Genomic DNA, 26,525 nt, shown 5'->3' with positions numbered 1-26,525 from the left:
TCTGCCTCGTCCATGCCCGACCCGGTCCAGGTCGTCTGGTACAAGCGGGATCTGCGGGTGGACGATCATCGTCCGCTGGCCCGGGCCGCGGAGCGGGGACCGGTCCTGCCGCTCTACGTGGCCGAGCCGTCGATTACGGCGGCGGACGACTACCGCTCACGACACTGGACGCTCATCCGCGAGGCCCTCATCGAACTGCGTGCCCGTCTTGCAAAGCGGGGGCAGCCGCTCGTGGTGCGCTGTGGCGAGATGCCGGAGGTGCTGGAGGCGCTGCGACGACAGGTCGGGCCCTTGAGGCTCTGGGCGCACGAAGAAGTCGGCAACGGGCGGACGTTCGAGCGCGACCGTCGGGTTCGTGCCTGGGCCGAGGAGCAGGGCATTCGCTTCACGGAAATCCCGTGCCGGGGCGTCGTTCGGGGGCCGCACGACCGCGACGACTGGGCCAATCACTGGGAGAACGCCATGCGCCGCCCGCTCGTTTATCCGCCGGATGCTCTGACGCCGGTGGACGGCATAGAACCGGGCCCGATGCCCTCGCACGCCGAGCTCGGGCTGCGGCCGTCCACTACTGCTCTTCAGCGGATCGGGGAGGCGGAGGCCCACCGCACGCTCGACGCCTTTCTGCGCAAGCGGGGACAGAACTATCGGCGTGCCATGTCGAGCCCGCTTACGGGAGAGAGGGCCTGTTCGCGGATGTCGGTGCACCTCGCCTTCGGCACCATCAGCCTGCGACGGGTGGTGTACGAGCTGCGACAGCGGCGGGCCGAACTGGACGAGCGCCGCGACCCGGCCGCCACCGATTGGCGCCAAGCCCTTGACAGCTTCGACAGCCGCCTCCACTGGCACAGCCACTTCACACAGAAGCTGGAGGATGCCCCTCGCATCGAGCACGAGAGCTACATTCCGGCCTTCGACGCGCTCCGGAAGAACGATTGGGATTCAGCCCTCTACGAACAGTGGCTCCACGGCCGGACGGGATTTCCCATGGTCGATGCCTGCATGCGTTGTCTCCGCACCACCGGCTGGCTCAACTTCCGGATGCGGGCCATGCTGTGCTCGTTTGCCGCGTACGACTGCTGGCTCGACTGGCGCCGCTTCGCCCCCACCTACGGCGGCCTCATGGCCGATTACGTGCCCGGCATTCACTACCCGCAGGTGCAAATGCAATCGGGCACCACCGGCATCAACCAGATCCGCATCTATAATCCCGTGAAGCAGGGCAAAGAGCACGACCCGGAAGGCACGTTCATTCGCCGCTGGGTGCCGGAGCTATCTCACCTGGAGACCGATGCCTACGTCCACGAGCCCTGGCAGATGTCACCCATCGAGCAGCAGGCCGTGGGATGTGTGATTGGGGACGACTATCCCGAGCGGGTCGTCGATCATCTTGAGGCCTATCATCACGCGCAAGAGACGATTCGGTCGTTTCGCGAGCGGCCGGAGATTCAGACACAGGCCGAGACCATCCTGGAGCGGCACGGCAGCCGAGGGTAGTGGCGAGGGGCGAAGAGAGAAGGGCGAGAGGGGAGGGACGAAGAGCGAGGGGCGTGTATCGAATGGCCGCACGGTGTCGTTCGCCCTTCGCCTTTCGCTTCTCAACAGGGATTATATCGATGAAGGGGACTCGAAGTCACTGCACACGAATGGGGTAGTCCCCTATCCATCCCGCTGCACCACATCCACCCCGAGGCGGTCCTGTAACTCTTCAATGCGCCCCCGACTCACACTGAGGGTCGTCCCGTCTTCGAGCCGCACGGCATAGTTGCCGCCACCACTCCGCAGAATCATTTCCACCTCATCGAGATGAACGATGGCCGAACGGTGCACGCGCACGAATTCCTCTGGGTCGAGGCGGGAGGCAAGGGCCTTCATTCGCTCGCGAATGACGTGCGTGCCGTCTGCGGTGTGAAGCTCTGCGTAGGAGCCGTCGGCCGTGATGTGCGTGATGTCGTCGACCGAGACGATCCGGGCCTTCCCGCGTCCCTGCACGGCAATTCGTTCCAGGTACGGCTCGTCCGACGTCTTTTCTTTCTCCTCTTCCAGGAGGGAGGGGTCCTTCTCCTGAAGGAGTCGCAGTAGGCGGCGTGAGATGGCATCGGCGTCCTGGTCCACAATCCGGTCACGGGCTCGGGCAAAGGCCTGCTCGAACCGCTCGTCATCGAACGGCTTGAGCAAATAATCGACAGCGGCCAGGTCGAAAGCCTTAATTGCGTACTGGTCGTAGGCCGTCACGAAAACCGTGACCGGCATGTGCTCCCGTCCCACCTCTTCGATCACGTCAATGCCGTTCATTCCCGGCATTTGCACGTCAAGGAAGACAAGGTCGGGCTCCTGCTCGCGGATCGCTTCGGCCGCATCGAGTCCATCCTCGGCTTCACCGACGACGCGCACGTCCGAACGGTCGTCCAGCAAGCCGCGCAGGCGCTCGCGGGCCAGCGGTTCGTCGTCGACAATGAGGGTTCGAATCGGGACGTTGGAGGCAGGCATGGGCCGGTTGCGTAATGAGCAAGACTACTCGACGGAGGAGGGCAAGGCGGCGGTGAGAGTCGACTCGCCCTCGGCGGTGTAGAGGGCCGTGCTGGAGTGGTACGGAATCTCGAGGATCGCGTGGGTGCCCTTGTCCGGATCTGATTCCAGGCGAAGGGACTGATTCTCGCCGTAGAGTTCCTGCAGCCGGGCGCGTACGTTTCGGAGCCCCAGCCCGTCCTCCTGCGAAGGCGGCAGTCCCGGCCCGTTGTCCCGTACCGAGAGCACGAGCCGATCGTCCTCCCGTCGGCCGTGAATTTCGATGCGACCGACGCCGCGGACCTGGCTTGCCCCGTGCTTGATGGCATTCTCAACTACGGGCTGGAGAATGAGATTCGGCACCTGTGCCTCGTGTAGCTCGGAGGGGACGTCGATCTCGGTGTCGAGTTCCCCCTGAAAGCGAATGGTTTGAATGTCGAGGTAGTCGTTCAAAAAGTCGAGTTCCTGAGAGAGGGGGACCTCTTGCGGTGCATCCTCGTCGAGCACGTGTCGCAACAACTCGCTGAGGCGAGCGATCATGCGTCGCACCCCGCTAGGGTCGCGGTCCACAAGAGTGCTTACTGCATGCAGCGTGTTGAAGAGAAAGTGAGGGTTGAGCTGCATGCGGAGGGCCTCCAGCCGGGCCTCCGTAAGCTGCGCCTCTAGCGATTCGGCCCGCTCCTCCAGTCGCTCGGCCTCCTCTTGTTGCTTCTTCTTCTGTAGATAGTAGATTCGGGCGAATCCGGCCATCAGCACGATGAGATAGATCCCCAATTCGTCCAGAAACCAGAGGTTTTGAATCTGCTGGAGGATGGTGGGGGGAGAGCCGGCGGAGGCTCCGGGAGGAGACGGGCCCATGTGGAGCCCGAAGAGGTCTTCACTAACGTCGACCAGAATGGCCGTGGCGAGGCCCGTTATCGTGTGCAGGCCCACGTTTCGTACGGCCCGCATCGTGTCGTCGGAGAGCATCTCGATAACGGGAACGGTTCCCACGAACCAGAAGACGAACGGGGTAATGAGGGTCCAGGCGCCGTATTCGAGGAGATCGCCGAGGGCGTCGGTCCAGTGAAAATGGCCCGCGTGTTCCCCAATGAATCCCTGGCCAATCGAGATGAGCGCAAAGGTGCCCCAAAAGGCGACAATAATGCCCCATTCGGACCGGCTCGGCCAATTGGGGATTGAACGTTCCGTAGTCACGTCGTCAAAGGAGACGAGGGTTGGGAAGGCGAAGGAGGCGTACCGGAGGCCGGAGGAGGAATAAGTATTCCGAGGTTTTCCCAAAATCCACGTATAGCGCCGGCAGTTCCGGATACGGGTCTTTCGATGAACGCAGTTCTCTCATAGAAGTGCACAGGTGCACAGGGTTCAAGGCAGGCGACGAATGGCACGCCTGCGTTATGAAAAACATGCCTTGGACCGCGGTTCTCAATTTGGGACGGGCGGCCGATTGGGAGAGGCAGTCGGTGTCCAAGAGGGAGACAGCGCTTGAAATGAAATCAGCTTGCTAGAGGGAATGTCCAATATGCGTGTTCGAATTCTCCTTGTTGTTTTCGCGATGAGTGTGGTGGGGCCTGCAGGGGTTGTGGCACAGAACGCCCGGTCCACGTCGGACACGGTAGAAGTGGCCCAGTCGCGCCGGACGGCCATCACGCGGGCGGTGCAAGCAGTATCGCCATCGGTCGTTACGATCAATGTTGAGGAGACGAAGCGTGTGCGCGATCCCCGCTTCGACGCCTACGACGATGCCTATGTCCGCTATTTTCTTCGCCAGTCGCCCTATCGCGAGGAGCGAGTGCAGGGGACCGGATCCGGCTTCATTGTGTCGCCGGATGGATATGTCGTAACGAACGAGCACGTGATTGGAGCGGCGGACGAGATTGAGGTGCTTTTTCCCGACGGGCGCTCCATGCCGGCCACGCGAGTGGGGAGCGACGAGGCCACCGATCTGGCCGTGCTGAAGGTGGACCCGAAGGAGGCCCTGCCGTACGTCGAATTCGACACGACCTCCTCCCCGATCGTCGGCGAGTGGGTCATTGCGTTCGGCAACCCATTCGGACTCTTCGAGGCCTCGCAGCCCTCTGTCTCGGTGGGGGTGGTGAGTGCCACCGGTCGTGACCTGCGCGCCGAGAGTGACGGACGGCTCTACCGCGACATGATCCAGACCGACGCGGCCGTCAATCAGGGCAATTCCGGCGGTCCCCTCGTAAATGCCGAGGGGAAGGTGATTGGGGTCAACACCGCCATCTATAGCGAGTCCGGGGGCTCCATTGGACTCGGCTTTGCTGTGCCCGCCAAGCGCGCGGCCCGCATTGTGTCTGAGATCCGGGACCGGGGCGCGGTCGATCGGTCGTACTACACGGGGCTCGCCACGGTGTCGGTCACGCCCCGCATTGCCCGTGCGCTCAATTTGAAGCGCAGCGGCGGGGTGCTCGTGCACGACTTCGATTTTGGGTCGCCCGCTGCGGCGGCCGGCCTTCAGATCTACGATGTGATTACTGAAATTGAGGGCACGCCCATCGAGACGCGGGAGGACTACATCGCCCGCATCTACGACTTCCGGCCCGGCGATACACTGCGCATGCGCGTTCTCCGAGACGGGGAGCCCCGTGAGATTCAGCTGACCATCGGACGGCGGGAGTGATACCAACTCCGGAAGCTCTATTCCGGTAGGAAGCAGGATTCCGTAGCGCCGTTGGAGTGTAGGATTGCAAAATTATCCGCCGGACGAGGGAGATGGCCCCGTTGTAGCGTCGTTGGACTATAGGATTCCGAGATTGTCCACCGGACGTGATGGATGCCCTTGTGTAGCGCCGTTGGATCCAACGACGCTACACAGAGAATATTGACCTTTGCAGAAGACGGTAAATCCAGTGCCGGGGTGTGTCGCCCCTGCGGTTAAACTCGTAACGTCACAGTTCAACGGCGCTTCTGATGCATCCTTGACGGGGGGCATCGGTAACCCCGTGCTGACGGTGTGGGAACCAGAGACGCCAGCGGAGGATCTAAGTGTTGAACGAACGTTCATTCCGCATGCTGGAGGCTTGTATCGATGCCAACCGATCGTGCCACCGACATCCGCGATGCTGCCCGCAGCCTCTTCGCCCGGCGCGGCTACGAGGCCACCTCCATGCGCGCCATTGCGGAGGCGGCGGACGTGTCCCTCGGACTGGCCTACAACTATTTCTCGGGAAAGGAGGATCTGCTTCGTGTGATTGTGGAAGAGGGGAGGGCTCAGGTCGAGACGACGTTCTCCGAGCTCGAGCCCGATGGGCCTCCGGGGGAGCAGGTCCGGCACTTCGTCACTGCCTGCCTAGACACCGTACGCACGCACCGGGCCTTCTGGCAGCTGCTCTACAGCCTGCGCCAGCAGCCCGAGGCGGTGGCTGCGGTTGGGGATACGCTCGACGGACTGTACGACGAGATCCACGCTCGGCTCCGATCCCTCTTCGTATCGCTGGACGACGAAGCGCCTGACGTAAGCGCTCGTCTCCTCTTCGCCACCCTCGACGGGGTGGGGCAGCACTACGTTCGTGATCCGGAATCCTACCCGCTCGACAATGTCATCGAGCAAATCATCGGCCGCTTCTCTCCCGCGGCTTGATGAGTCCGTCCTTTCTGTTTTTCTCACTCCCCCCACCTTGATGACTGCTCCCGACTGGCTGGACCGATCGGCATATCCGTTTCCCTCCTCTTTCTTCGACGTCGGCGCCGGCCGGATGCACTACGTTGATGTAGGCAAGGGGCCCGTGGTAGTGCTCGTGCATGGCACGCCGACGTGGTCCTTCCTTTATCGTCGCCTCATTGACGATTTGCGGCAGGACCATCGCGTGATCGCGCCCGACCTGCTCGGCTTCGGCCTTTCGGACAAACCGCAAACGGAGGCCGTGGCGCCGCCCCAACAGGCCCATCACCTTCGCGCCCTTCTCGACCATCTGAAGCTGGATCGATTCACGTTGATCGTGCACGACTTTGGCGGCCCGATTGGCTTGTCCTACGCCCTTAACCATCCGGAGGAGATCGATCGTCTCGTGCTCTTGAATACGTGGATGTGGCCGCTTGAGAATACGGCCACGCGTTGGGCGAGCCGTTTCTTTGGGACGCGCCTCGGACGTTGGGTCTACACGCACTGGAATTTCTCGCCGGACGTGATGCTGCCGGCCCTCACGAATCAGGCCCTTTCCGCCGAAGTACACGCGCACTATCAGCGGCCCTTTCCCACGCCGGACACGCGGCACGCTCCGTGGCTGTTTGCGCGGGATCTGGTCGGGGCAGACGACTGGTACGCGTCGCTTTGGGAGCAGCGCGACGGACTGCGCTCGATTCCGGCGCTTCTGTTGTGGGGCGAGCAGGATCCGGGCTTCGGCCTGGAGGCCCTTGCGCGCTGGCAGGCGCTCTTCGAGACGGCCGAGACGAAGACCTTCCCGGACGCGGGTCATCTGCCGCAGGAGGAAGTGCCGGATGCCGTGCAGGTTGCTCTTCGGTCGTTTCTGTAATCCGCTCCGAGTGTGGGGCGGGGCGCTCGGTGAGCACGGGGACCAGGGAGGAGCCCATAACTGTATCGGTTGTGAGTCCGGTATCTGGGGGGGAGGGCGGCTCTCACCTCTCGTTTCTCGCTGACTCTTCTCGTCTCATGACTGTCGGCAAGCGCATTGCCTCGCTCTTCCGAATGGACGACGATACGTGGGCACGCCACGCGAATCCCTGGAGCGTGTGGAGCCGTACCACGGTGCTGCCGCTGCTCATTCTGGCCGCCTGGAGCCGGGTGTGGATCGGATGGTGGGCGCTGGTGCCCGGCGCGGCGGCCCTGCTGTGGACGTGGTTCAATCCGCGCCTCTTTGGACGCCCTCACTCGTTCGACCACTGGGCCTCAAAGTCGGTCCTTGGCGAGCGCGTGTGGACGAACCGCGACGAGAATCCTGTGCCCGAGCATCACCGGGTCGTGCCGAATGTGCTGAATGGGGTCAACGGCGTCGGCACGCTGTTCGTGATCTGGGGCGTCGTGCAACTGTCGATTTGGCCCACGGTGTTCGGGACCGCGCTCGTTTACGCCAGCAAGCTCTGGTACCTGGACCGGATGGTCTGGCTGTACGAGGATACCCATCCGTGAACGGGAGGAGCTCAAGTAGGGGGGCACAACCGTGCGTCGATTTTACAAGACACCGCACGGCGTGTGATTCACCTTGTGGGCGAGCCGCAGACGTTCGATCCGTACGTGCAATCATCCATCGACCCCCAATTGGTTATGACATCCACACAGTCGCGTCCAACTCACTCGGTTTCCAGAGTATCGCATCGGACGTTTCTCGCGTCATTGAATCGCGTGCTCCGCGATGCCGGGGTTCGGGCTAGCCCCCGAGTCACGATGCCCGTTGCCGGTTCCTCTGCGGCCGACGAAGCGGCGCCCAACCCCGTGGTCGGGCAGGTCCAAACGTTCGTCGACGAGCACCTGGCCGCAGACCTGTCGCTCGATCGCATGGCGGCGGTCGCCGACGTGAGTCCGTCATCGCTCGTGCGGCGATTCAAGGCTGCAGCCGACGTGACGCCCTGGCGCTATGTGATGGAGGCGCGCGTTCAGAAGGCTAGGCGCTTGCTCGCTGAGACGGATCGCCCAATTGCAACGATTGCGATCGACGCCGGCTTCTACGATCAGGCCCATCTCACACGCACCTTTAAGCGTCTTGAGGGTCAGCCCCCGGGGGCGTTTCGCGAGCAGGCCGACTGAGCACGCCGACGGGGCGGCAGGAGGTACAATTCCTAACAGCAGAGGCAAACTTATGCCTACCTACGACTACTCGGATCACGTCGTCCTCGTTACAGGAGGAACCTCCGGCATCGGTCGCGCCGTTGCCGAGGCCTTTGCCGAACATGGGGCGTCGGTCGTGATTGCTGCCCGTGATGTCGATCGTGGAGGCTCGGTCGCTCAGTTTATCGACGGCGAGGTAACCTTCGTTCAGGTCGACGTAGGGAAGCCCACGCAGATCGCGAGTCTTGTGGAGCAGACCGTGGCGACGTATGGGGGGCTCGACGTGGCGGTGAACAACGCCGCGGGCCGAACGGGGACAGGCAAGCCGACGCATGCGTTTGACCTGGAGGAATTCGACGCTACTGTTGACGTAGCACTGCGCGGGGTCTGGGTGGGAATGAAGCATCAGATCCAGCAAATGCTCTCCAAGGACGAGTCGGGCGGGACCATCGTCAACGTATCCAGTGTCAATGGCTTGGGTGGAGCGCCCGGGGGATCGATCTACTCGGCCTGTAAGGCTGGGGTGCTGTCCCTCACCAAATCGGCAGCACAGGAGTATGCCCCCCAGGGCCTCCGCGTCAATGCACTCGTGCCGGGGGCTTTCGACACCCCCATGCTGCAGACTGTGATGCAGCAGGCGGCCGATGCGCAGGGCACCGACGTGGACGCCGTTCATCAACAGTATGCGGATCGTAGTGCCGTGGGTCGTATCGGGACGCCCGAGGAAGCGGCTCAGGCCGTGCTCTGGCTCGCCTCCGGCGCCGCTACCTACGTCCACGGCCACTCGATGATCGTCGATGGCGGAACGACCTGTGCGGTGCGCTGATCGGTCGAAGCGAGGCGGGCCGCCTCCATCGCGCATCACAAATCACGCGTCGCCATGAGAATTCTCGTCATCGGTGCCACCGGCTTCATCGGGACGCCTCTCGTGCATCAACTCGTCCGGAAGGACCACGAGATTGTCGTCTTCCACCGGGGAGAGACGGACGCCGACCTGCCTGAGTCCGTTCGACATCTTCACGGCGACCGAAATGCCCTGGCAGAGCACAGAGACGCATTCGAGCAGGAGAGCCCGGACGTCGTCATCGACGTGGTGCCCTACACCGAGGCGCACGCGCAGCGGGTGGTTGATGTGTTCGGGGACATTACCGATCGTCTCGTTGTCGTGAGCAGCAGCGACGTGTATCGTAACTACGACGGCTGGCGCGGTGTGAGCGATCACGATCCGGATCCTGTGCCGCTGGACGAAGAGGCCCCGCTGCGCGAGAAGCTCTATCCGTACCGCGGCCACGAGGGGCTCGGCTTTGACTATGCCAGGGACTACGAGAAAATTCTGGTCGAGCGCGTTGTGATGAGGGCACCGAATCTTGCAGGGACCGTGCTTCGTCTTCCCGCCGTCTACGGGCCGGGGGATACGCAGCATCGCCTTGTGCGCCACCTCCGCCGCATGGACGACGATCGTCCGGCCATTCTGATGGACGAGGGGGAGGCCGACTGGCGGTGGACGCACGGGTACGTTGAGAACGTGGCGGCGGCCATTGCCTGTGCTGCGGCGGACGGACGCGCGGACAGCTGCATCTACAACGTCGGCGAGGTCGAAACGCCAACGACGGTCGAGCGAATACACCGACTGGCGCGGGTCGTTGGATGGTGCGGCGACGTGGTGCCGGTGCCCTCGAAAGAACTGCCCGAGCATCTGCAGGGGCCGGGCGATTGGCGGTATGAACTGGCCACCGACACCCGTCGGATGCGTGCCGAGCTCGAATACGAGCCTCCCGTAACGAAAACAGAAGCGCTTCGTCGGACTGTCGAATGGGAGCGGGACCACTGGGACGAGGACGAAATGCCTGATCCTGATTATGAGGCTGAAAATGCCGTGTGGAAACGATGGGCCTAGCCTCCGGCGTGTCGCCCACGTGAAGGGTTGGCGGAAACGCGACAGTCGCGTACCTTTCGACGGCATCGTCCCGTTAAGGGTACAGCGCGTCACACGTCGCCTGCGTTCGTTTGCCTGCCGCACACTTGCTTTCGACTTTCCACGCCTTTCCCGATGACCCGCTTTTCCCTTGTTCTACTCGTGGTTGCTGTTCTACTTTCGGGCTGCTCCCCCCCCGAGACCCCAGAAGAGCGAGCCGACGTGATTGCATCGATCGTCAATCAGGCCCGCAGCGAACACGACGTGCCCGGGGCGTCCGTCGCCGTTGTACAGAACGGCGAGATCGTCCAACAGCTCAACTACGGTGTGTCCGATCGGGCCACCGAGCGCGCGGTGACTGACTCGACCATGTTCCAGCTCGCCTCCGCTACGAAGATTGTGGCCGGCACTGCCGTCATGAGGCTAGTACAGGAGGATGCGTTGGCCCTTGCCGATTCCGTACACACGTATCTGCCGTCGCTTCCGGACGCGTGGCGGGGCGTGACCATCCGGCAGGCGATGTCTCACACGTCGGGGCTGCCGTCGCTTGTCGATCCGCAGACCGGCGATCTCCGCGGCGGGGGGACGATGGACGCGGCGTGGCAGGCCGTGCGGCAGAAGCCGCTTCGGGACACGAGCACGACGACCTGGCGCTACAACCAGACCGGCTTCGAGATTGTGCGGCGCATCATTGAGCGTGTTTCGGGGCAATCCTGGGAGGCGTTCGCCCAGGAGCACATCTTTGCGCCTGCCGACATGGAATACACGTTCTTCGTTGGGCAGCCGGTGCCCGATTCAAGCCGTCTCGCCACACCGTATCGGGAGGACTACGCGGCGTTCGACTTCGCGGAGGCCTACGAATATTACATTCCCACGGCGGCGGGGCTCTTCAGTACGACTGGGGACCTTGCACGCTTTGCACAGGCGCTCTCGGGGGGGCGGCTCCTTGCAGCAGAGTCCCGCGAGCAGATGTGGACCTCGGTGCCGTTCGAGGAGACGACGATCGACGCCGTCGAGGGCTACGGCATCGGGTGGACGGTAGATGCGCAGGACGGTCACCGGCGCGTGTGGCATTCGGGCGGCGGCAAGGCTGCGTTCATGCACTACCCGGACGACGATCTCACGGTGATCCTTCTCACCAACCGGGCGGGGTTCGACGTTTTCACGCCGACGAAAGAGATCGCGGAGCTGTACCTGAAGTAGTCCGGAGACGGACGTTTTTTCCTTAGAGACTGGTATGTTGATTTTTGAGCGGGTTGAGAATCGACGAGAAATTTCGCAGGGAGTGGAGGGCCGTCCGTTGCTCAGAAGGCGCCCCGTTGGATCGCGACGATCTGCAGTCGTCGCGCTCTGCCTGAACTGCCATCGTGTGACATCAGAACAGTCTCTGGGGTCAGGTGCCCAGAGAAACCGTAGTGACAGGGGTGAAGGCTTTGTCGTCGTGCCGGAACAGTTTCCACCACCGTCCCTCGTATCCGCGCCCGTGGAAGAGGAGCACGAAGGATCCATCGAGGCGGAGCACGTGCGACAGGGACGTGTGCCACTCGGTGGTCGTTATGGTCGCATCGTGGGGACGCCATTGCGTGCCCGAGATGTCGCCGAAAAAGGCAGCGGCCTGTGTGCCGCCGTGTAGGCAGGCCCGCTCGGTCGTATCGGGATCCAGGCCGAAGTTCGTCAGCGTGGAATCGCTGCGAGTGCTGAAGACATCGTCTTCCTCGTGGAAGGGGCGGTCGCAGGGACAGGGAGACGTCCGCTTCGCGGTGTGAATGGAGTCGGCTTGGCCACGCCTGTTGACGTGCCATACGGCGTTGTACTCGTGGTTCACGACGACGAGGTAGTCGGTTGCGTCGTCCGTATCAAACTGGCCAGAGGCGACGTCGATGCTCAGGTTCGAGATCGGCCTTGGATGGGAGGAGGGAGTGTTCGGCGGAGAAGCAGCGGGGGAAAGGCCGGACTGTATGTGTCGGGTCAGGACGGATCGCCGCCGCGAAGGGATCGGGTGTCCGGTTTTTTTGGCGTCCGTGATGGGAGACAGAAGTTGGCGACCGACATAGGTCGCTATGGCCGTGCGCTCGGCGTCTGTGAGTATGGTATCGGCTTTCGGAATCCAGGTGCTGGGGGCAACGATCGAGTCCGGAGGCAAACTGATGGCAATGCCCCCGTGGCTGCCCACATCAAGGCGCGAATGCGCCGGCGGGGGCGAAAGAGAGTCGGTCACCCTGCCGTTGATGAAAGGAGCAGTGTGGACGGGAGACGTCCGCAGGCCGATCGTCTGGGCCGTGAGGAGTCGAGGGGGCGCATCAATGAAATACCGGGTGCGCTGCGCCAGGGTGGAGTCTCTCCACGTGACGTGTGTTGTTCCCCCTTGACGAGTGGTGTCCCTTTGGAGGGACAGGTCCTGAAAGGTCCCGTTCTCATACTTGACAAGGGGAAACAGCCGTTCATTCAGGGCGTCGCTCGTTTGGGGAAAAGCGGCATCGCCGGTGAGGCCAACGACCGTCGGGGTGGCATCGGAGGGGGGCGAGGACGATGGGGGAGAAGATTCCTCAGAACAGCCCCCGAGCAGAAGGCACATCCCAAAGGACAGAAAAAAGATGAGACGACATGCAATCATGTTGAGGGAAAGTGCAGCGGTGACGCTGAAACGGGAAAGTGGTATACTTTCCAAAAGGAAGGATTCAGGCGTGAGGAATGTCAATGATTGAAGGGACGGTCAATCGCACGTTCGTTTGACGTCGGAGTCCGTCTGCGGCCGGATGATTCTCAAGCCGGGGGCGCCGGGCAAATCGCCTGTGTTCATGTCCACGTAGATTCTGATCGACTCCGTCGGCCAATGGCTGGCGAGCGCCCATCGTCCGGATCGAAGCTGAAAGAGAATCGTCCCGGACGTTCCGTTGCGGTTTTTGTTTTTGGGCGGGGGGACGGACAGCTTGGATTTTAACGTACAATCGCCCCACGGGATGGACGGCAAAGTTGATTCCCCCCGGTGTTCGGTGCTATATTGAATTCGAAAATGTAGGGGACACCTCCAAAGAACAGTCCCTTGCGATGCACTTACGGCCCGAGTTGGGCCTCGCCTCTTCCACACGTCCGTCGTTGCAGTCGCTATGGCCGATCGGGACTACCTCGTTACCGCGCGCAAGTACCGGCCGTCGCTCTTCAAAGAGCTGGTTGCGCAGGAGCACGTGGCCGATACGCTCAAGAACGCAATTAAGCTTGACCGGCTTGCGCACGCCTACCTCTTCAGTGGGCCGCGTGGGGTGGGGAAAACGACCTCGGCTCGGATTTTGGCGAAGGCCATCAACTGCGAGACGCCGCGGGAGGAGCGAGAGGACGGCGCCGAGCCCTGCTGTGAGTGCGACTCGTGCACCTCCTTCGAGGAGGGGCGCAGCCTCAACGTGTTCGAGATGGACGCGGCCTCCAACAACAAGGTCGACGATGTGCGCGAGCTGCGTGAGAAGGTGCGCATTCCGCCGCAGGGCGACCAGAAGAAGGTGTACATTCTCGACGAGGTCCACATGCTGTCGAAGCAGGCGTTCAATGCCCTGCTGAAGACGCTGGAGGAGCCGCCGCCCCACGCTCTCTTCATTTTTGCGACCACGGAGCCGCACAAGGTACTGCCCACCATTCTCTCGCGGTGTCAGCGCTTCGACTTCCGCCGCATTCCGGTGCCCGACATCGTAGATCGGCTGCGCGAGGTCTGTGACGAAGAAGGAATTGAGGCGGACGAAGAAAGCCTCATGCTGCTGGCCCGGAAGGGCGACGGAGCGCTTCGGGATGCCCTCTCGGCCTTCGATCAGGCCATCTCGCTGTGCGGGTCGACGCTCGAATACAGCGAGCTCGCCCAGGCGATGGGGGTCGTCGATCAGGACCTCTACTTTGACCTCACCGAGCATGTGGCCACGCAGGACACCGCCGGCGTGCTGGAGCTTGTAAGGCACGTCGTTCGCAGCGGGTACGACCTGCAAGAGTTTCTGGTGGGGCTGGCTGAGCACTTGCGCAACCTGCTGGTGGCGCACTCGCTAGGCGGGGAGGCGTTGGAGGGCGTGGCGGAGAGCACACGTCGCCAGTATGGGGAAGAGGCCGAGCGCTTCGGCGAGGCCGATCTGCTACGCTTGCTGACGGCCGCAGGAGAAGCGGAGGACGACGTGAAGAATAGTCCGCAGCCGCGCCTCAAGCTGGAGACGACCCTTCTCAAGATGGCTCAGATGCGCCGGGCGGCCGACCTGCGCGAAGTCATTCAAAAAATCGATCGACTGGAACGACTGGCCGAGTCGGGAGAGCTTCCCGAATCGATTCCCGAGGGTCACGTAGAGGGCGGGTCGGACGCTGCGTCGGCATCGCACGACGAGCCGCAGGCGACCGCGGACACGGCGTCTGAACCGGCATCATCGTACGAGCCCCCCACCGAAGAGTCTCCTTCCGAAGACGACTCTCCGGCCCAGACCGATTCTTCCAAGCCCGCAACAAAGACGGACGACGCCGCGTCCCGCTCCTCCTCGTCCGGTTCTGCGGAGGCGACGCCGGAGGAATCGGAAGGCGAAGAGGCGGAGCGCGCGCCCTCCTCCCCAGAGGAATCGGCGGCCGAGGACTCGGGATCGTCTTCCTCGACGGACGACGATGCCAGCATGGACGAGTCCGACGATGAGTCCAGCGTTGGGTACGACGACTTGTTTGGCAGTCCCGCCCTCGACAAGAGCGCGTCTGGGGGCGATGGGGCTTCCGGCGACGGCCCGACGGACGCGCAGGGCGGGTCCTCTGCGTCCAGTGGAGGAGCCGGGGCTGGCCCACAGGCTGCCGTGGCTGAACCCACCGTTGAGGCGTCCGGGACGAGCGTGGACGGACTGGTACAGGAGTGGCCGCAGTTCGTGGACGCCGTCAAGGAGGAGCGCATTCGGCTCGGTTCGCTTCTCGGAGAGGCCGAGCCGATCGAAATGATGGGAACGGAGCTCACCGTTGCGGTTCCCAAATCCTTCCACCGCGATTCGCTCCGCGACGAACACAACTTCTTGTTGGAGCGTCTCACCGACACATTCGACGTTGCCGTAGAGGAGCTTCGGTTCGTCGTGGAGACGTCCTCCCCCGATCCGGAGACGACGAATGAGTCCGGCGATCCGATGAGTCCGCGCGAGCAATTGCAGGAGCTCCGGGATACGTATTCCGCACTGGACGTGCTCTTTGAGGAGTTCGGGGCCGAGCCGGTGTGGTAGTCCCCGACCCTGCGCGTTAAAATACGGAAAACGTTGGGTTCGCGGGAAAGGGATCGCCCGTTCGCTTTGTACGTTGGAGCTACCGATCTACGATCCAAGTTCCTGAGGATCTTCTCTGCCCATCCGGCGCGGCCCGTTGTGCTTCGGAGGGCGAGATTGGGAGGTATGGGTCGGGAGATTGCATAGATGACCCACTGGGGGATGAAAGCTCCCCGGCGATTTCACGAATCGATTCTTTTTTGGTACGAGACCACGACCAAACTTATGGCTAACGGACCCGGAGGCATGAACATGTCGGACATGTTCGGCAAAATGATGGAGATGCAGGAAAAGATGAACGCCGCCCAGGAAGGACTGGAGGACGAAACCGTGACGGCGGAGGCCGGCGGCGGCATGGTAAAAGTCACCGCCAACGGCAATCAGAAGATTACCGGCATTGAGATTGACCCGGAAGCGGTGGATCCGGACGACCTGGAGCTGCTGGAAGACCTGGTGATTGCCGGGGTGAACAAGGCCCTTGAGGATGCGTCGGACATGGCGCAAGAGCAAATGAAGGAGTCGATGGGAGGCATGCTGCCGCCGGGAATGGACCTGAGCCAGCTCGGCCTCTAGCGAATGGGGAATGCGGAGTGGGGAGTGTGGAGGGGGGAGCGGTTCGATTTGAGAACAGCCGTAACCGCCCGACAATTGCTTCCACATTCCGAAATCCACATTCCGAACTCCGAATTCCAAACTTCACATTCCGATGCAGTTTACCTCGGAGTCGGTCGAAGCCCTGGTGGAGCAGTTTTCGAAGCTGCCCACCATTGGGACAAAGACGGCGCGGCGACTGGCCAACTACGTGTTGAAGATGCCGCGCGAGGAGGTGGAGGCCATTTCGGATGCCCTGATGGCTGTGAAGGAACGAGTGCAGCGCTGCTCCACCTGTTTCGTTGTGGCCGACGAGGATCCCTGCCCCATCTGTCGGTCCGAGAAGCGCGACCACTCCACCATCTGTGTCGTGGAGGAGTCCAGCGATCTGTTGGCCATTGAACGGACTGGGGAATACCGGGGCGTGTACCACGTCCTGGGCGGCGTCATTTCGCCGCTCGATGGGGTGGGGCCGGATGATTTGCGCGTTCACGAACTGGCGAGTCGCATCGACCCGTCGTTCAGCGATACGGCGGCGGAGGACGATCCCAACGCAGCCTCAGAGGCAAAGGCCTCTGCCGGGTCCCCAAATGGAGTCGCTTCGGAGGAGGCAACCGAGGGCGACGCGCAGGTCGACGAGGTGATTCTCGCCGTCAATCCCAATGTGGAGGGCGATACGACGGCCTACTACATCTCTCAGCTCTTAGAGCCGTTCGACGTGCAGGTCACGCGGATTGCCCGGGGGCTTCCCATCGGGGGAGATCTCGAATACGCAGATGAGGCTACTCTGTCTCGGGCCCTGGAGGGCCGAGGGGGAGTGGAGGACGAGGGGAGCACGTAGTAGAGCAGAGGCGGCTCTGATTCCAGCGGGTGAGACGAGAGCAGTACGTGAAGAGGGGACGAACGCGCCTTGCGGTTTGAACTGAGGACGGGAAGAAGGCTGCACGTGTGCTTCGTCACGTTTCAGCCCCTCCGTCTGGACGCATTCATCTTGCCGGCGGCAATGGGCGGCCGCTGTATGAGGCGACGCTCAGCACGTTCAGCTTGACTGAGCACTATTTTCAACCGGATAGATCCTTCCGACATTATGAGAATCACGGTTATTGGCGCAGGTTCAATCGGGGGGGCCGTCGTGCGCGAACTGTGCCGTCGCACCGATGAGGTGGATCAGGTGCAGGTGTGCGATACCCGCTCCCGCGCTCTCCAGCAGCTCCACGAGGAGGTCGACAGCCAGTTTCTCCGTTCGTTCCAGGTCGACGCGCGGGATATGACGGTCCTCTCCCAAATTGTGAAGGGGAGCGACTGCGTCATCAGCTGTGTGCCGGCGGAGTTGAATCCGGACCTCGCCAAGCTCTGCCTCGATGCGGGCGTGCACTTTTGTGATCTCGGCGGCATCGATGAACACGTGCAGAGGCAGCTTCAACTGGCAGACGAGGCCCGCGAGAAGTCGGTGTGGATCGTGCCCAACTGCGGACTTGCCCCGGGGCTCATCAACATTCTGTGTCTGCGGGCCCTCGACCAGCTCGATCGAGCAGAGGCGGCGCACCTGCGGGTTGGGGACGTGCCCTTAGATCCGGAGCCGCCCTTCAACTTTCGAATTTCGTGGTCGGCCGAGCGAATACTGGACGATTACACCAATCCGGCGAAGCTTATTGAGAATGGGACGGTAGTGGAGGTCGATTCTCTGTCGCGGGACGAGGAGATTCATTTCGAGGAGGCGCCCTTCGGTACGATGGAGGCCTTCTGCACGCAGGGCGGCCTCTCCACGCTCACCGATACCCTGGCCGGACGCGTCAATGAACTCGATCACAAGACCATCCGATGGCCCGGCCACGCGCACCAGATGCGCTTCCTCATGGGACTTGGACTAGGCGAGGACCGGAAGATCGGTGTGCGCACGCACCTCACCTACCGCGACATCCTCGTTCGGCGCATGCGCGAGCGGCTTGGGGGCAACCATGAGGATGCAGTGCTCCTGCGTGTGCTCGTGCGGGGCGAGCGGGAGGGAGCGCCGACGACCATCGTGTACGAAATGGTGGAGCGCTACAACGAGGAGTCCCACCAGTCTGCCGTGATGCGCTGCACTGCCATTCCCACCGTTGTATCGGCTTTGCTTCTAGCCCGGGAGGGCGCGGTAACCGGGGGCGGTGCCGACGTGCCCGAAAATGTGTTGCCGCGTGAGCGTTTCCTCGACGAAGTGGCCCAGCGTGGGCTCAATATTCGTCACGAACGCCACGACGGCTTTCGGGAGATTACTGCGAAGCGTTCCCTTGAAGAAGAGCACGTGTAGGGACGCGTGCCCGGGGCCGAAAAGGGGCGCAATACCAGGCGATTGGAGGATGTGGGAACGCTAGACGCGCACTCTGCTAGAAGGAGGACCGCCCGCGGAGCGGCAACTCGCCCCACGTTCTACGCTCATAACTCGCTTTGTTGCGTATCGGCACTGATTGATACAGCACGCACCCTGCGTTGCGATGTTCGGGGCGCTTAACGGCGGCCCCGATCTGTATGATGGCATTTTACCGGTGTTGCTCGTTTCGTGCCGTTTGTTTTAGTCGCTTTTCGGTACTGTATGGATCAGGTGCGCCCGGGAGGGGGAGCGCGCCTCTGTCCGTGGAAGGGTCGGATCTGTGTCGTTGTGGCGTTGCTGTGTGGGGGGATCGTCGGGGGAGAGCCGGCGGTTGCCCAGGAGCGCCCGGCTCCCGACACAACGGCCGCCGACACGGCCGCGGCTGTGCCGCCCTCCCAGCCGAGGGAAGGCCCTCCCTCGCGCGCACTCACGTCTCCGTCGCTCGACAGTCTTGAGGCAGGGGGCGAACCCGTCGCTTCTCCCCCGACCGGGGCACTCGTGGCAGATTCCCTCACGGGTGTAGAGTCCTCCGCGGTGCCCGATACCGGGCTCGTAGCGCGCTATCTTCCGTCGTCGCGCCGCCCCTCCGGTGCGCTCTTTGGGGCGCAGTCTCCCTTTCTCGGCCCGCGGATTCGTACAGTACAGAAGCGTTCGGTCTCGCTCGACTCGTCAAGCCTCCACTACACCCTCGACGACGGCCCCTACACCCAAGGGCCGATGCGTGTAGATGCAGAGGTGTACCGGCGAGAGAGCTACCGGGCCAACGTGCGGGACAACTGGACCTCACTGGTAGAGCAGCGACGGCGGCAACGGGCCGAGCGGGGCGGCGTGGGCGTGCGCATGACGGTGCCCGGAGGGCGAGAGAGTGCGTTCACCACCATCTTCGGGAAGCCCCAGGTGGACCTCCGGGTCAACGGACAGGCCGATATCAATGCCGGGTTCAAGTACAGCAAGAATGACCGGCAGGGCGCGCGCACCGGCGACGCCACGCAGCTGGATCCGAGCTTTAAGCAGGACCTGCGGCTTGGCATCACCGGCACCATCGGCGACAAGATGCAGATCAACGTCGATTGGGACACGAATAATCAGTTTGACTATCAGAACCAGGTAAAGCTGGAATACACCGGATACGAGGATGAGATTATCCAGAGTGTGGAAGCCGGCAACGTATTTCTGGAAACGCCCTCCCAACTCATCAGCGGAGGACAGAGCCTCTTCGGCATTAAGGGGACGTTTCAGCTCGGGAATCTGAGCTTTACCACGATCGCCAGTCAGCAGGAAGGGCAGTCCAACAGTCTCTCCATCGAAGGCGGGGCCGAGACCACGGAGTTCTCGCTGCAGCCCACCGACTATGATGAGGGCACACACTTCTTCCTCGGCTACTACTTCCGCAACAGCTGGAATGTGGCCCACGAGGATCCGACGAGCATTCGCCCCCCCGTCGACCAGATCGAAAACATCGAGGTATGGAAACTGCAAACCTCCAGCAGCGCCAGCGAGGAGGCAGACGTGCGGCGTGTGGCCGCGACGGTGGATCTGGGCGAGTCGCCCCGGCTTCTTCAACAGGCCGACGAATACACAGAGCGTGTATTGCCGTCCCCAGAGGCGGATCAATACACGGAGAGCGACATCGCCGCGTTGCGCGACGGAGAGAATACGTCGGTCTCGAACTACGTCGAGTCGGGAGCGAATTTGGCTCAGCCCCTTCAGACGCAGGACTGGGAAGAGGGCAACTTTAAGAAGCTCGAAAAGGGACGCGATTACCGGCTCGACGATCGATTGGGCTTTATCTCCTTGAACCAGCGCCTGCGTCCCAACGAAGCGCTGGCCGTGGCGTACAAGTACCGCGTGAACGGACAGGTACGACAGATTGGCGACTTTGCGGCAGAGCAGGGAGGCACGACCGGCGGGGTGAAGGCCGATCGCCTCATGTTGAAGCTCATTCGTCCCACCAATCCCGTGGCGCCCGGCCCAAACGCGACCGACGAGCCGTCGTCCTGGTTCCTGGAGATGCGCAACGTCTACCGGCTCAGTGGGCGCGGTTTCACCGCAAACAATTTCGAGCTCGACGTCGAGTACAAGCCGTCCGGACAAGGAGCTACGACCACGCTTTCGGACATCTCGAACGCGCCGCTCCTCCAAATCCTCGGGCTGGACCGGGTCAATCAGAGCGGAGCTCCGACCCCGGACAATGAGTTTGACTTTACGCCTCAGGTCATTAACGAGGGGGAAGGACTCATCTACTTTCCCTATCTCCGGCCCTTCGGGGAGCGCATTCTCGACGTTGCGGCACAAGAGGGCAATCGCACAGACGGGCAGCCGTACGCGTTCGAAAATCTGTACCTCAAGAAAAAGAGCAATGCGGAGAAGGAGGATACCGAAAAGAACGTCTACAGCATGACGGGGTCCTACAAGGGGCAGGCGCAGGGCTTCTACGACCTGAAGGCCTTTACCGGGCTCGTGGAGGGATCCGTAAAAGTCACCTCGGGCGGACAGGCGCTGCAGGAAGGCACCGACTACGTGGTCGACTATCAGAGCGGCACGGTCAACATCACGAATCAGTCGTACCTGACGGACGGGCGCGAGATCAATATTTCGTACGAGCAGCAGAGCATCGCAAACCTACAAAAGAAGACGCTGCTCGGGGCGCGGGCCGATTGGAACCTGCAAGACCGGTTTGCCCTCGGGGCTACGGTCATGCAGCTCAGTCAAAAGTCGCCCGTCGACAAATATCGGATTGGGCAGGAGCCCATCAACAACACCATCTGGGGGGTCGACGGCTCCATGGAACTGGAGCCGCGCTGGCTCACGCAGGCAGTCGACGCGTTGCCCCTGGTGCAGACCCGGGCGGAGAGTCAGCTGTCTCTGTCGGGCGAGTTTGCCCAGCTGCGCCCCGGCCACACCCGCACCGAGGCGTTCGAGCGAACTGTGCAGGACGTGAAGAACAGTGAGACGGACAGCTACGCGCCTGATGAGCGGAGCGGCATCTCGTACGTGGATGACTTCGAGGGCTTTGAGAATACTTTTTCCCTCCGTCAGCAACTCAACTCCTGGCAGATCAGTGCCGCGCCGGACTCGCTCGGGTTTGGCGCCGACATGAGCGATCGCGCTCGGACGCATTGGCGCGGAAGCCTGGCCTGGTACCAGCTCAACCAGCAAATTGTCGAGGACCTCGAAGGGAAAGTCGCTCAGCGGGGGCCGGCGGAGGCCACAGAGCTTCTCGACGTGCGCGACGTCTTCGATCGGGACACCCGCGGCTCGGCCAATCCTACGCTCCGGTCGCTCGACTTCTATTTCAATCCCTGGAAGCGTGGGCCGTACAATTATACCTCGGATCTTGTGTCCTTCTTCCGCAATCCCACCCGTGTGTGGGGTGGGGTGACCCGACAGTTGCCGGAAGGATATACCGATTTTTCGGTGCAGAACGTCGAGTTCGTCGAGTTCATCGTGAAGCCGTATCCTCAAAACGGCCAGATCACCGACGGGGCGAAGCTCTACCTCAACCTCGGCACCATTTCCGAAGACGTGATTCCCAATGATCGGCTCAACTCCGAAAACGGACTCGCACTCACCTTTGACGAAAACGACCTCGATGAACTGAGCCGGATTGCGAGCGGAAGTCAGGCCGGAGCCTCCATTGACGTGCGGAATGGGCGCACGGAAGACCTGGGACTGGACGGACTGGTGTCGTACACCAGCGATCCATACGAGCCCGGGATGCTTGAACGCAATTTCTACAGCGACTTCGTGGCCCAGGCCGACAGCCTGGCGGCAGAGGGCGGGCAGCTTGGGCTGACGTCGGCTCAGCTTGACCGGCTGCAGGCTGAGGTGGCGCGCATTCAGGGCGACCCGTCGGCCGACGATTATCACTTCTACGGCAATGACCGCTACTTCGACGATACAGAGATTTTTCCGGACGGCGCGACCCTCCAGCAGCGATTTGCGCACTACTACGCCGGGCAGGAGCTGAATAGCTTCGAGGCGCAGAACCAGCTGGCTGAGGGGGTGTCCACGCGGCGCGGCATTACGGGCACGCCGGACACCGAGGATCTCGATGGAACCGGGGGCAGTGCCAACATCACCAACAACTATTACCAGTATGCCATTCCCCTCGACTCGCTGGACCAGCGGGCTCAATCCGACGAGGGGCCTACCGATTACGTCGTAAGCAAGGTGGGGCGGAATCGCGACTGGTACAAGGTGCGAATTCCGGTGAGTGCGTTCACGGATCGGGTAGGCAACATTCAGGACTTTACGCGGATCCAGTCCATTCGCCTGTGGACGACGGGCCACCGGGCGCCCATTACGATGCGGTTCGCGTCGATGGAGCTGGTGGGAAGCCAGTGGCGCAAGTCGCCGCCGGTGGCGCAACAGCCGGTGGACCGGGGGACGGTGATGGACCAAGGGGAGGGGGAGCTCCGCGTGGCCAGTGTCAATAATGAGGAGGACCCCGACTACGAGCCGCCCGTGGGGGCCATTGTGAGCCGGAGCCGGACCTCGACGGGCGTGCAGCGTGAAAATCGGGAGCAGGCGCTTTTGCTCAATGTCAACGAGCTGGAGGCGGGGCGGCAGCGGGGCGTGTTTAAAACCTATCAGCAGGGATTGGACCTGTTGAAGTATTCCAACCTGCGGATGTACACCCACGTCCACGGGGCGTCGAACAGCCCGCAAGTAAAAGAGCGCATTCGGAAAAACCTCCGGTTCTTTGTGCGGCTGGGGGCCAACGAGACCGGCGATTACTACGAGTATGAACAGCCCCTGACCCCGAATAATCTGCCGGGGACCGAAGGGGCCTCGGGGCTGTGGCAGGAGCAGAACGAGATGAATCTGCTGCTCAGTACCCTTTCGCAACTCAAGACGGCGCGCGACCAAAGTGGGGAGCAGATCGACACGACCTTTACGTCCGACCGGGTGGACCTGCCGCTTGACTTTGCCCCGGAGGGGACCCGGCTCAAGATTCGGGGCACTCCGTCCCTCGACGGCATCAACACGGTCGTGATCGGGGTGCGGCACGTAGGAGATCCAACCTCGGCTCCGCCTCTCCGAAACGTCGAACTCTGGGTGAATGAGCTTCGGGTCAGCGGCTTCGATGAGGAAGGCGGCTGGGCCACCACGACAACAGCAAACATCGGGCTGGCCGACCTGGCCACGGTGCAAGGGAGTTTCCAGCGCCAAACAGACGGGTTCGGATCGCTTTCCAGTACCCTGGACGAGCGGGAACAGGCCAACAGCACGAGCTGGAACGTGCGCACTGATGTGAATCTCGACGTCCTCCTTCCCCGCCGGCAGGGGTGGAGCATTCCCGTGACGATGCAACTGCAGTCGAGCCTCACGGCCCCGCAGTTCGATCCCGAGCGGGGCGACGTGCGCATCAGCGAAATTCAGGATCAGTTCGACATTCTGCCGGACTCCACCGTTCGGCGAGAATTCGGAGACAAGTATCCGGATCAGTCCCCCACCGAGATTCGAGAAACGCTGAAGGACAGCGTACGGCGGGCCTCGCAGTCTTATAACCTTCGCCGCACCGTTACGGCCAACGTGTCGAAGGACGGATCCAACTCCTGGTGGGTGCGGAATACGATGGACGCGACGACCCTGAACTTCTCGTATTTCGATCGGACGGCCCGCAGTCCGCAGAGACTGCTCAACGATCAGTGGAGCTGGTCGGGATCGTTTGAGTACCAGGTGGATTTCGGCCAGCCCCGCACGATACAGCCTCTCGGGTTTCTTCCGGGGATGCTGGGAGACGTGGGATTCAACTACGTGCCGACCTCGCTTTCCTTCAGTGGAAGCGCCGAGCGTGAATTGTCCACTACACGCAGCCGTCCCTCGGGCCGCACCGATCCGTCACAGCCGGTCCGCATTGCCAACCCGTTTCGCGAAACGCAGAACTTCACGCACAATCGCAACTTCAGCCTTCAATACGACCCCTTCGGGTTCCTCGGGCTCAGCTTTGATACCAACACGCAGCAGACGCTGAACGATCTTGCGTCGCGGACGCAGCGCAATCTGATTTTCTCGGAGCAGTCGGTGGTGGGGCGTCGGACCCTCACAGACGTAGACACCAGTGCCTTCTTCCGGAATCCGGGCGCCTTCCTCTCGGATTTACCAGACAGCACGGGGGTTCTTCGGGACCAGCTTGGCGAGACGATTTTCGTGGAGAATCGCCTGTTGGAGAAGTCGGAGGGGGAGATCTTTCGGGCGCTTGTGTTGGGGGACGTGAGCCCGCGCACAAACAACTACCGGCAACGGCTCTCGGCCACCCTCCGGCTCGGGATTCTCGATCGGAAGGCACTCAATTGGATTGGGGTGCAGGACGTGAACTACCAGTCGTCGTTTGACTGGCAGAATGGGGCCAAGGGAAGCTTCACCGGTGCCAGCGTGCGGAACTCCGTGACCCTGCGGACGGGGGTGAGCCTGCATCCGAACAGGGTGTGGGAGCGATTTGGGTTCTACGAGCGCCTGAAGCAGGCCCAGCGGGAGGCCGGTCGGGAGGAATCGGGCTCGGCGGAGGCCCGTTCCGAGGGAAGCGGGCGAAGCGAAGGTCCTACCCCTGGGACTGAGGAAGGGGCTGTGACCGACAGCACAGACGGGGGCGTTCAATTCAGTGATCTTCCGCTGCCGAATCCGGTCCGTATTCTCCGAGGGGCGGCGCTCATGGTGATGGACATTCAGGACCTCACGGTGAACTACAACGGGGAGTTTTCCTCGCGCTCCACTGGGGTGGGCCGTCCCGTGACCAACGCAACCGGGGTAGTGGATGTGCGCACCCATTACAGCTTGTTCGATGCTATTCAGGGGCAGGGGCCGCCCCTGGGCTATCGGCTCGGCCTTCGACGGTCGATCGACACCACCAATCGGGTGTTTCAGGACGTGCAGGTGACGGATAATCTTACGAACCGTCATCGGTTTGAGGCGCGAACGGCCCTATCGCCGAGCTCCGCTTTCAATATCGACTTGAACTGGAACGTAAGCTGGAGCACCCAGCCGCAGATTCAGTTTCAGCCAGGCGGACAAAACGGGCCGGTGCCCGGGGGGGGAGAGGCATCGTCGGGGCTGCAGCGGTTTCGGAGCGAGAGCGGCAATGCTAGCGCCTCGATCTGGGCGTTTGGGTCCTACCAATCATTCTTTGAACGACAACTGAACACCTTTCGACGCAATGTGGAATCGCCGGAGACGGTCTGGGAGGCCGATGAGGTGGCATTGATTCGGTCGTCGGTGGTGGCCGATTTTCGAGAGGCCTACCTCACCGGAGGGGGACGCATTGGGGGGAGCGGCTTTGCCCCCTTTCCCATGCCAGGGTGGACGGTTCGCTACTCGGGGCTTTCCAATTGGCCGTTCATCAAGCAGGTGACGGAGAGCGTTTCGCTCAATCATAGCTACAACGCTGAGTACCAAACGGGCTTCAACTCGCTCGCGACAGCGGGCGACTCGACCACCATTACCGTCGTTGGGGAGACGTTCAACTACATTGAGCCCGAGTACGAACCCCAGTCCATCCAGATTCAGGAGCAGTATCAGCCCATTATCGGCATCGATATTACGTGGCCGTGGGAGCTGCAGACTAGTCTCGAATGGAACCGGCGCATCACTACGGCCCTTCGCGGAAAAAATGTCGTGGAGCGGCAGACCGGGGAATTGTCCGGGCGCCTCTCGTTCAGCAAGCGCGGGCTCAGCCTCCCCTTCTTCCCGCGCATTCAGAATCGCATTCGGTTCTCCTTTACGCTCAGCCGGTCGGTCAGCGACGAGCGTGAGTACCTGGTCACGCAAGCCTTGCAGCAGGCCCGATCGGAGCTCGACAGCTACGATCCGACCCGAGCCACTCAGGGCGAAAATGTCGACATTCTGACGAAGACGACCCGTCTCACGATGACGCCGAAGATTTCTTACAGCGTCAGCAACCGCGTGACGGCCGATTTCCAACTCGACTTTGAGCGGTTCGACGTGACGCAGGGACAGCAGACCTCCTACACGAACGTCAACGGCACCTTCAATGTGAGTGTCAGCATCTCGCAAAACTAATCGGTCTGGGTCTGGGTACAGGCTCTGGTCGCTCGATCAGGAGCGCACGACGGCAGCCGATCCGAATGGTCGGGGGCATCATCGGGATTGCTGGAGAATGTTCGGGGTCCAATCCGTTGTCATTGAAAACGGTCCGGTAGCTGGATACGG

Annotated in this window: 17 protein-coding genes; 14 read left to right on the top strand and 3 right to left on the bottom strand. The window is 62.1% G+C overall.

Going from position 1 to position 26,525, the window contains the following annotated elements:
• Positions 1–12 precede the first annotated feature (12 nt).
• The gene (locus tag BSZ35_RS09505) at positions 13–1,494 is read left to right on the top strand and encodes an FAD-binding domain-containing protein (RefSeq protein WP_258096174.1); all 1,482 of its coding nucleotides are present in this window, start codon (positions 13–15) and stop codon (positions 1,492–1,494) included.
• A 162-nt stretch (positions 1,495–1,656) separates the two neighbouring features.
• Here the strand turns inward: BSZ35_RS09505 and BSZ35_RS09500 are convergent, their stop codons facing one another.
• Together BSZ35_RS09500 and BSZ35_RS09495 are read right to left on the bottom strand one after the other, a co-directional pair.
• On the bottom strand, positions 1,657–2,487 hold the full coding sequence (locus BSZ35_RS09500) for a LytTR family DNA-binding domain-containing protein (protein ID WP_105012211.1): 831 nt from the start codon (positions 2,485–2,487) through the stop codon (positions 1,657–1,659).
• A 24-nt stretch (positions 2,488–2,511) separates the two neighbouring features.
• Positions 2,512–3,702: a histidine kinase gene (locus BSZ35_RS09495; protein WP_258096173.1), complete on the bottom strand. Its 1,191-nt coding sequence runs from the start codon at positions 3,700–3,702 to the stop codon at positions 2,512–2,514.
• 325 nt (positions 3,703–4,027) lie between these two features.
• On the opposite strand from BSZ35_RS09495, the gene BSZ35_RS09490 reads away from it, so the two are divergent.
• The 8 genes from BSZ35_RS09490 (at position 4,028) to BSZ35_RS09455 (ending at position 11,366) form a co-directional block, all read left to right on the top strand.
• A complete protein-coding gene (locus BSZ35_RS09490) occupies positions 4,028–5,146 on the top strand; it encodes a trypsin-like peptidase domain-containing protein (protein ID WP_181149269.1) in 1,119 nt (372 codons plus the stop codon).
• Positions 5,147–5,554: 408 nt separating this feature from the next.
• Entirely contained in the window at positions 5,555–6,106 is a 552-nt protein-coding gene (locus BSZ35_RS09485; protein ID WP_105012209.1) for a TetR/AcrR family transcriptional regulator, read from the top strand.
• A gap of 40 nt (positions 6,107–6,146) precedes the next feature.
• Complete coding sequence (locus BSZ35_RS09480) at positions 6,147–6,998, top strand: alpha/beta fold hydrolase (protein ID WP_181149268.1); 852 nt, start codon at positions 6,147–6,149, stop codon at positions 6,996–6,998.
• A 137-nt stretch (positions 6,999–7,135) separates the two neighbouring features.
• Positions 7,136–7,612: a DUF6653 family protein gene (locus BSZ35_RS09475; protein ID WP_105012207.1), complete on the top strand. Its 477-nt coding sequence runs from the start codon at positions 7,136–7,138 to the stop codon at positions 7,610–7,612.
• Positions 7,613–7,867: 255 nt separating this feature from the next.
• Positions 7,868–8,227, top strand: coding sequence for an AraC family transcriptional regulator (locus tag BSZ35_RS09470; protein ID WP_181149267.1), 360 nt, complete (start codon positions 7,868–7,870; stop codon positions 8,225–8,227).
• A 52-nt stretch (positions 8,228–8,279) separates the two neighbouring features.
• On the top strand, positions 8,280–9,074 hold the full coding sequence (locus BSZ35_RS09465; RefSeq protein ID WP_105012205.1) for a glucose 1-dehydrogenase: 795 nt from the start codon (positions 8,280–8,282) through the stop codon (positions 9,072–9,074).
• Positions 9,075–9,128: 54 nt separating this feature from the next.
• Entirely contained in the window at positions 9,129–10,145 is a 1,017-nt protein-coding gene (locus BSZ35_RS09460; RefSeq protein ID WP_105012204.1) for an NAD-dependent epimerase/dehydratase family protein, read from the top strand.
• Positions 10,146–10,298: 153 nt separating this feature from the next.
• Complete coding sequence (locus BSZ35_RS09455; RefSeq protein ID WP_105012203.1) at positions 10,299–11,366, top strand: serine hydrolase domain-containing protein; 1,068 nt, start codon at positions 10,299–10,301, stop codon at positions 11,364–11,366.
• A 190-nt stretch (positions 11,367–11,556) separates the two neighbouring features.
• Here the strand turns inward: BSZ35_RS09455 and BSZ35_RS09450 are convergent, their stop codons facing one another.
• Positions 11,557–12,777, bottom strand: a complete 1,221-nt coding sequence (locus BSZ35_RS09450; RefSeq protein WP_105012202.1) for a hypothetical protein — start codon at positions 12,775–12,777, stop codon at positions 11,557–11,559.
• A gap of 493 nt (positions 12,778–13,270) precedes the next feature.
• On the opposite strand from BSZ35_RS09450, the gene dnaX reads away from it, so the two are divergent.
• From dnaX to sprA, 5 genes are all read left to right on the top strand, one after another.
• The gene (gene dnaX, locus BSZ35_RS09445) at positions 13,271–15,373 is read left to right on the top strand and encodes a DNA polymerase III subunit gamma/tau (protein WP_105012201.1); all 2,103 of its coding nucleotides are present in this window, start codon (positions 13,271–13,273) and stop codon (positions 15,371–15,373) included.
• Between the two features lie 264 nt (positions 15,374–15,637).
• Positions 15,638–15,985 carry a YbaB/EbfC family nucleoid-associated protein gene (locus BSZ35_RS09440; protein ID WP_258096172.1) on the top strand — a complete coding sequence of 116 codons (348 nt, stop codon included), beginning with the start codon at positions 15,638–15,640 and terminating at the stop codon, positions 15,983–15,985.
• 133 nt (positions 15,986–16,118) lie between these two features.
• On the top strand, positions 16,119–16,844 hold the full coding sequence (locus BSZ35_RS09435; protein WP_105012200.1) for a recombination mediator RecR: 726 nt from the start codon (positions 16,119–16,121) through the stop codon (positions 16,842–16,844).
• Positions 16,845–17,090: 246 nt separating this feature from the next.
• Positions 17,091–18,293: a saccharopine dehydrogenase C-terminal domain-containing protein gene (locus tag BSZ35_RS09430; protein WP_105012199.1), complete on the top strand. Its 1,203-nt coding sequence runs from the start codon at positions 17,091–17,093 to the stop codon at positions 18,291–18,293.
• A gap of 282 nt (positions 18,294–18,575) precedes the next feature.
• Positions 18,576–26,375 (top strand): cell surface protein SprA, encoded by a 7,800-nt coding sequence (gene sprA, locus BSZ35_RS09425; RefSeq protein WP_105012198.1) that lies wholly within the window; start codon positions 18,576–18,578, stop codon positions 26,373–26,375.
• Positions 26,376–26,525 lie beyond the last annotated feature (150 nt).

The organism is Salinibacter sp. 10B (assembly GCF_002954405.1).
Classification (GTDB): domain Bacteria; phylum Bacteroidota; class Rhodothermia; order Rhodothermales; family Salinibacteraceae; genus Salinibacter.
This window is presented reverse-complemented; position numbering and strand designations above follow the sequence as displayed.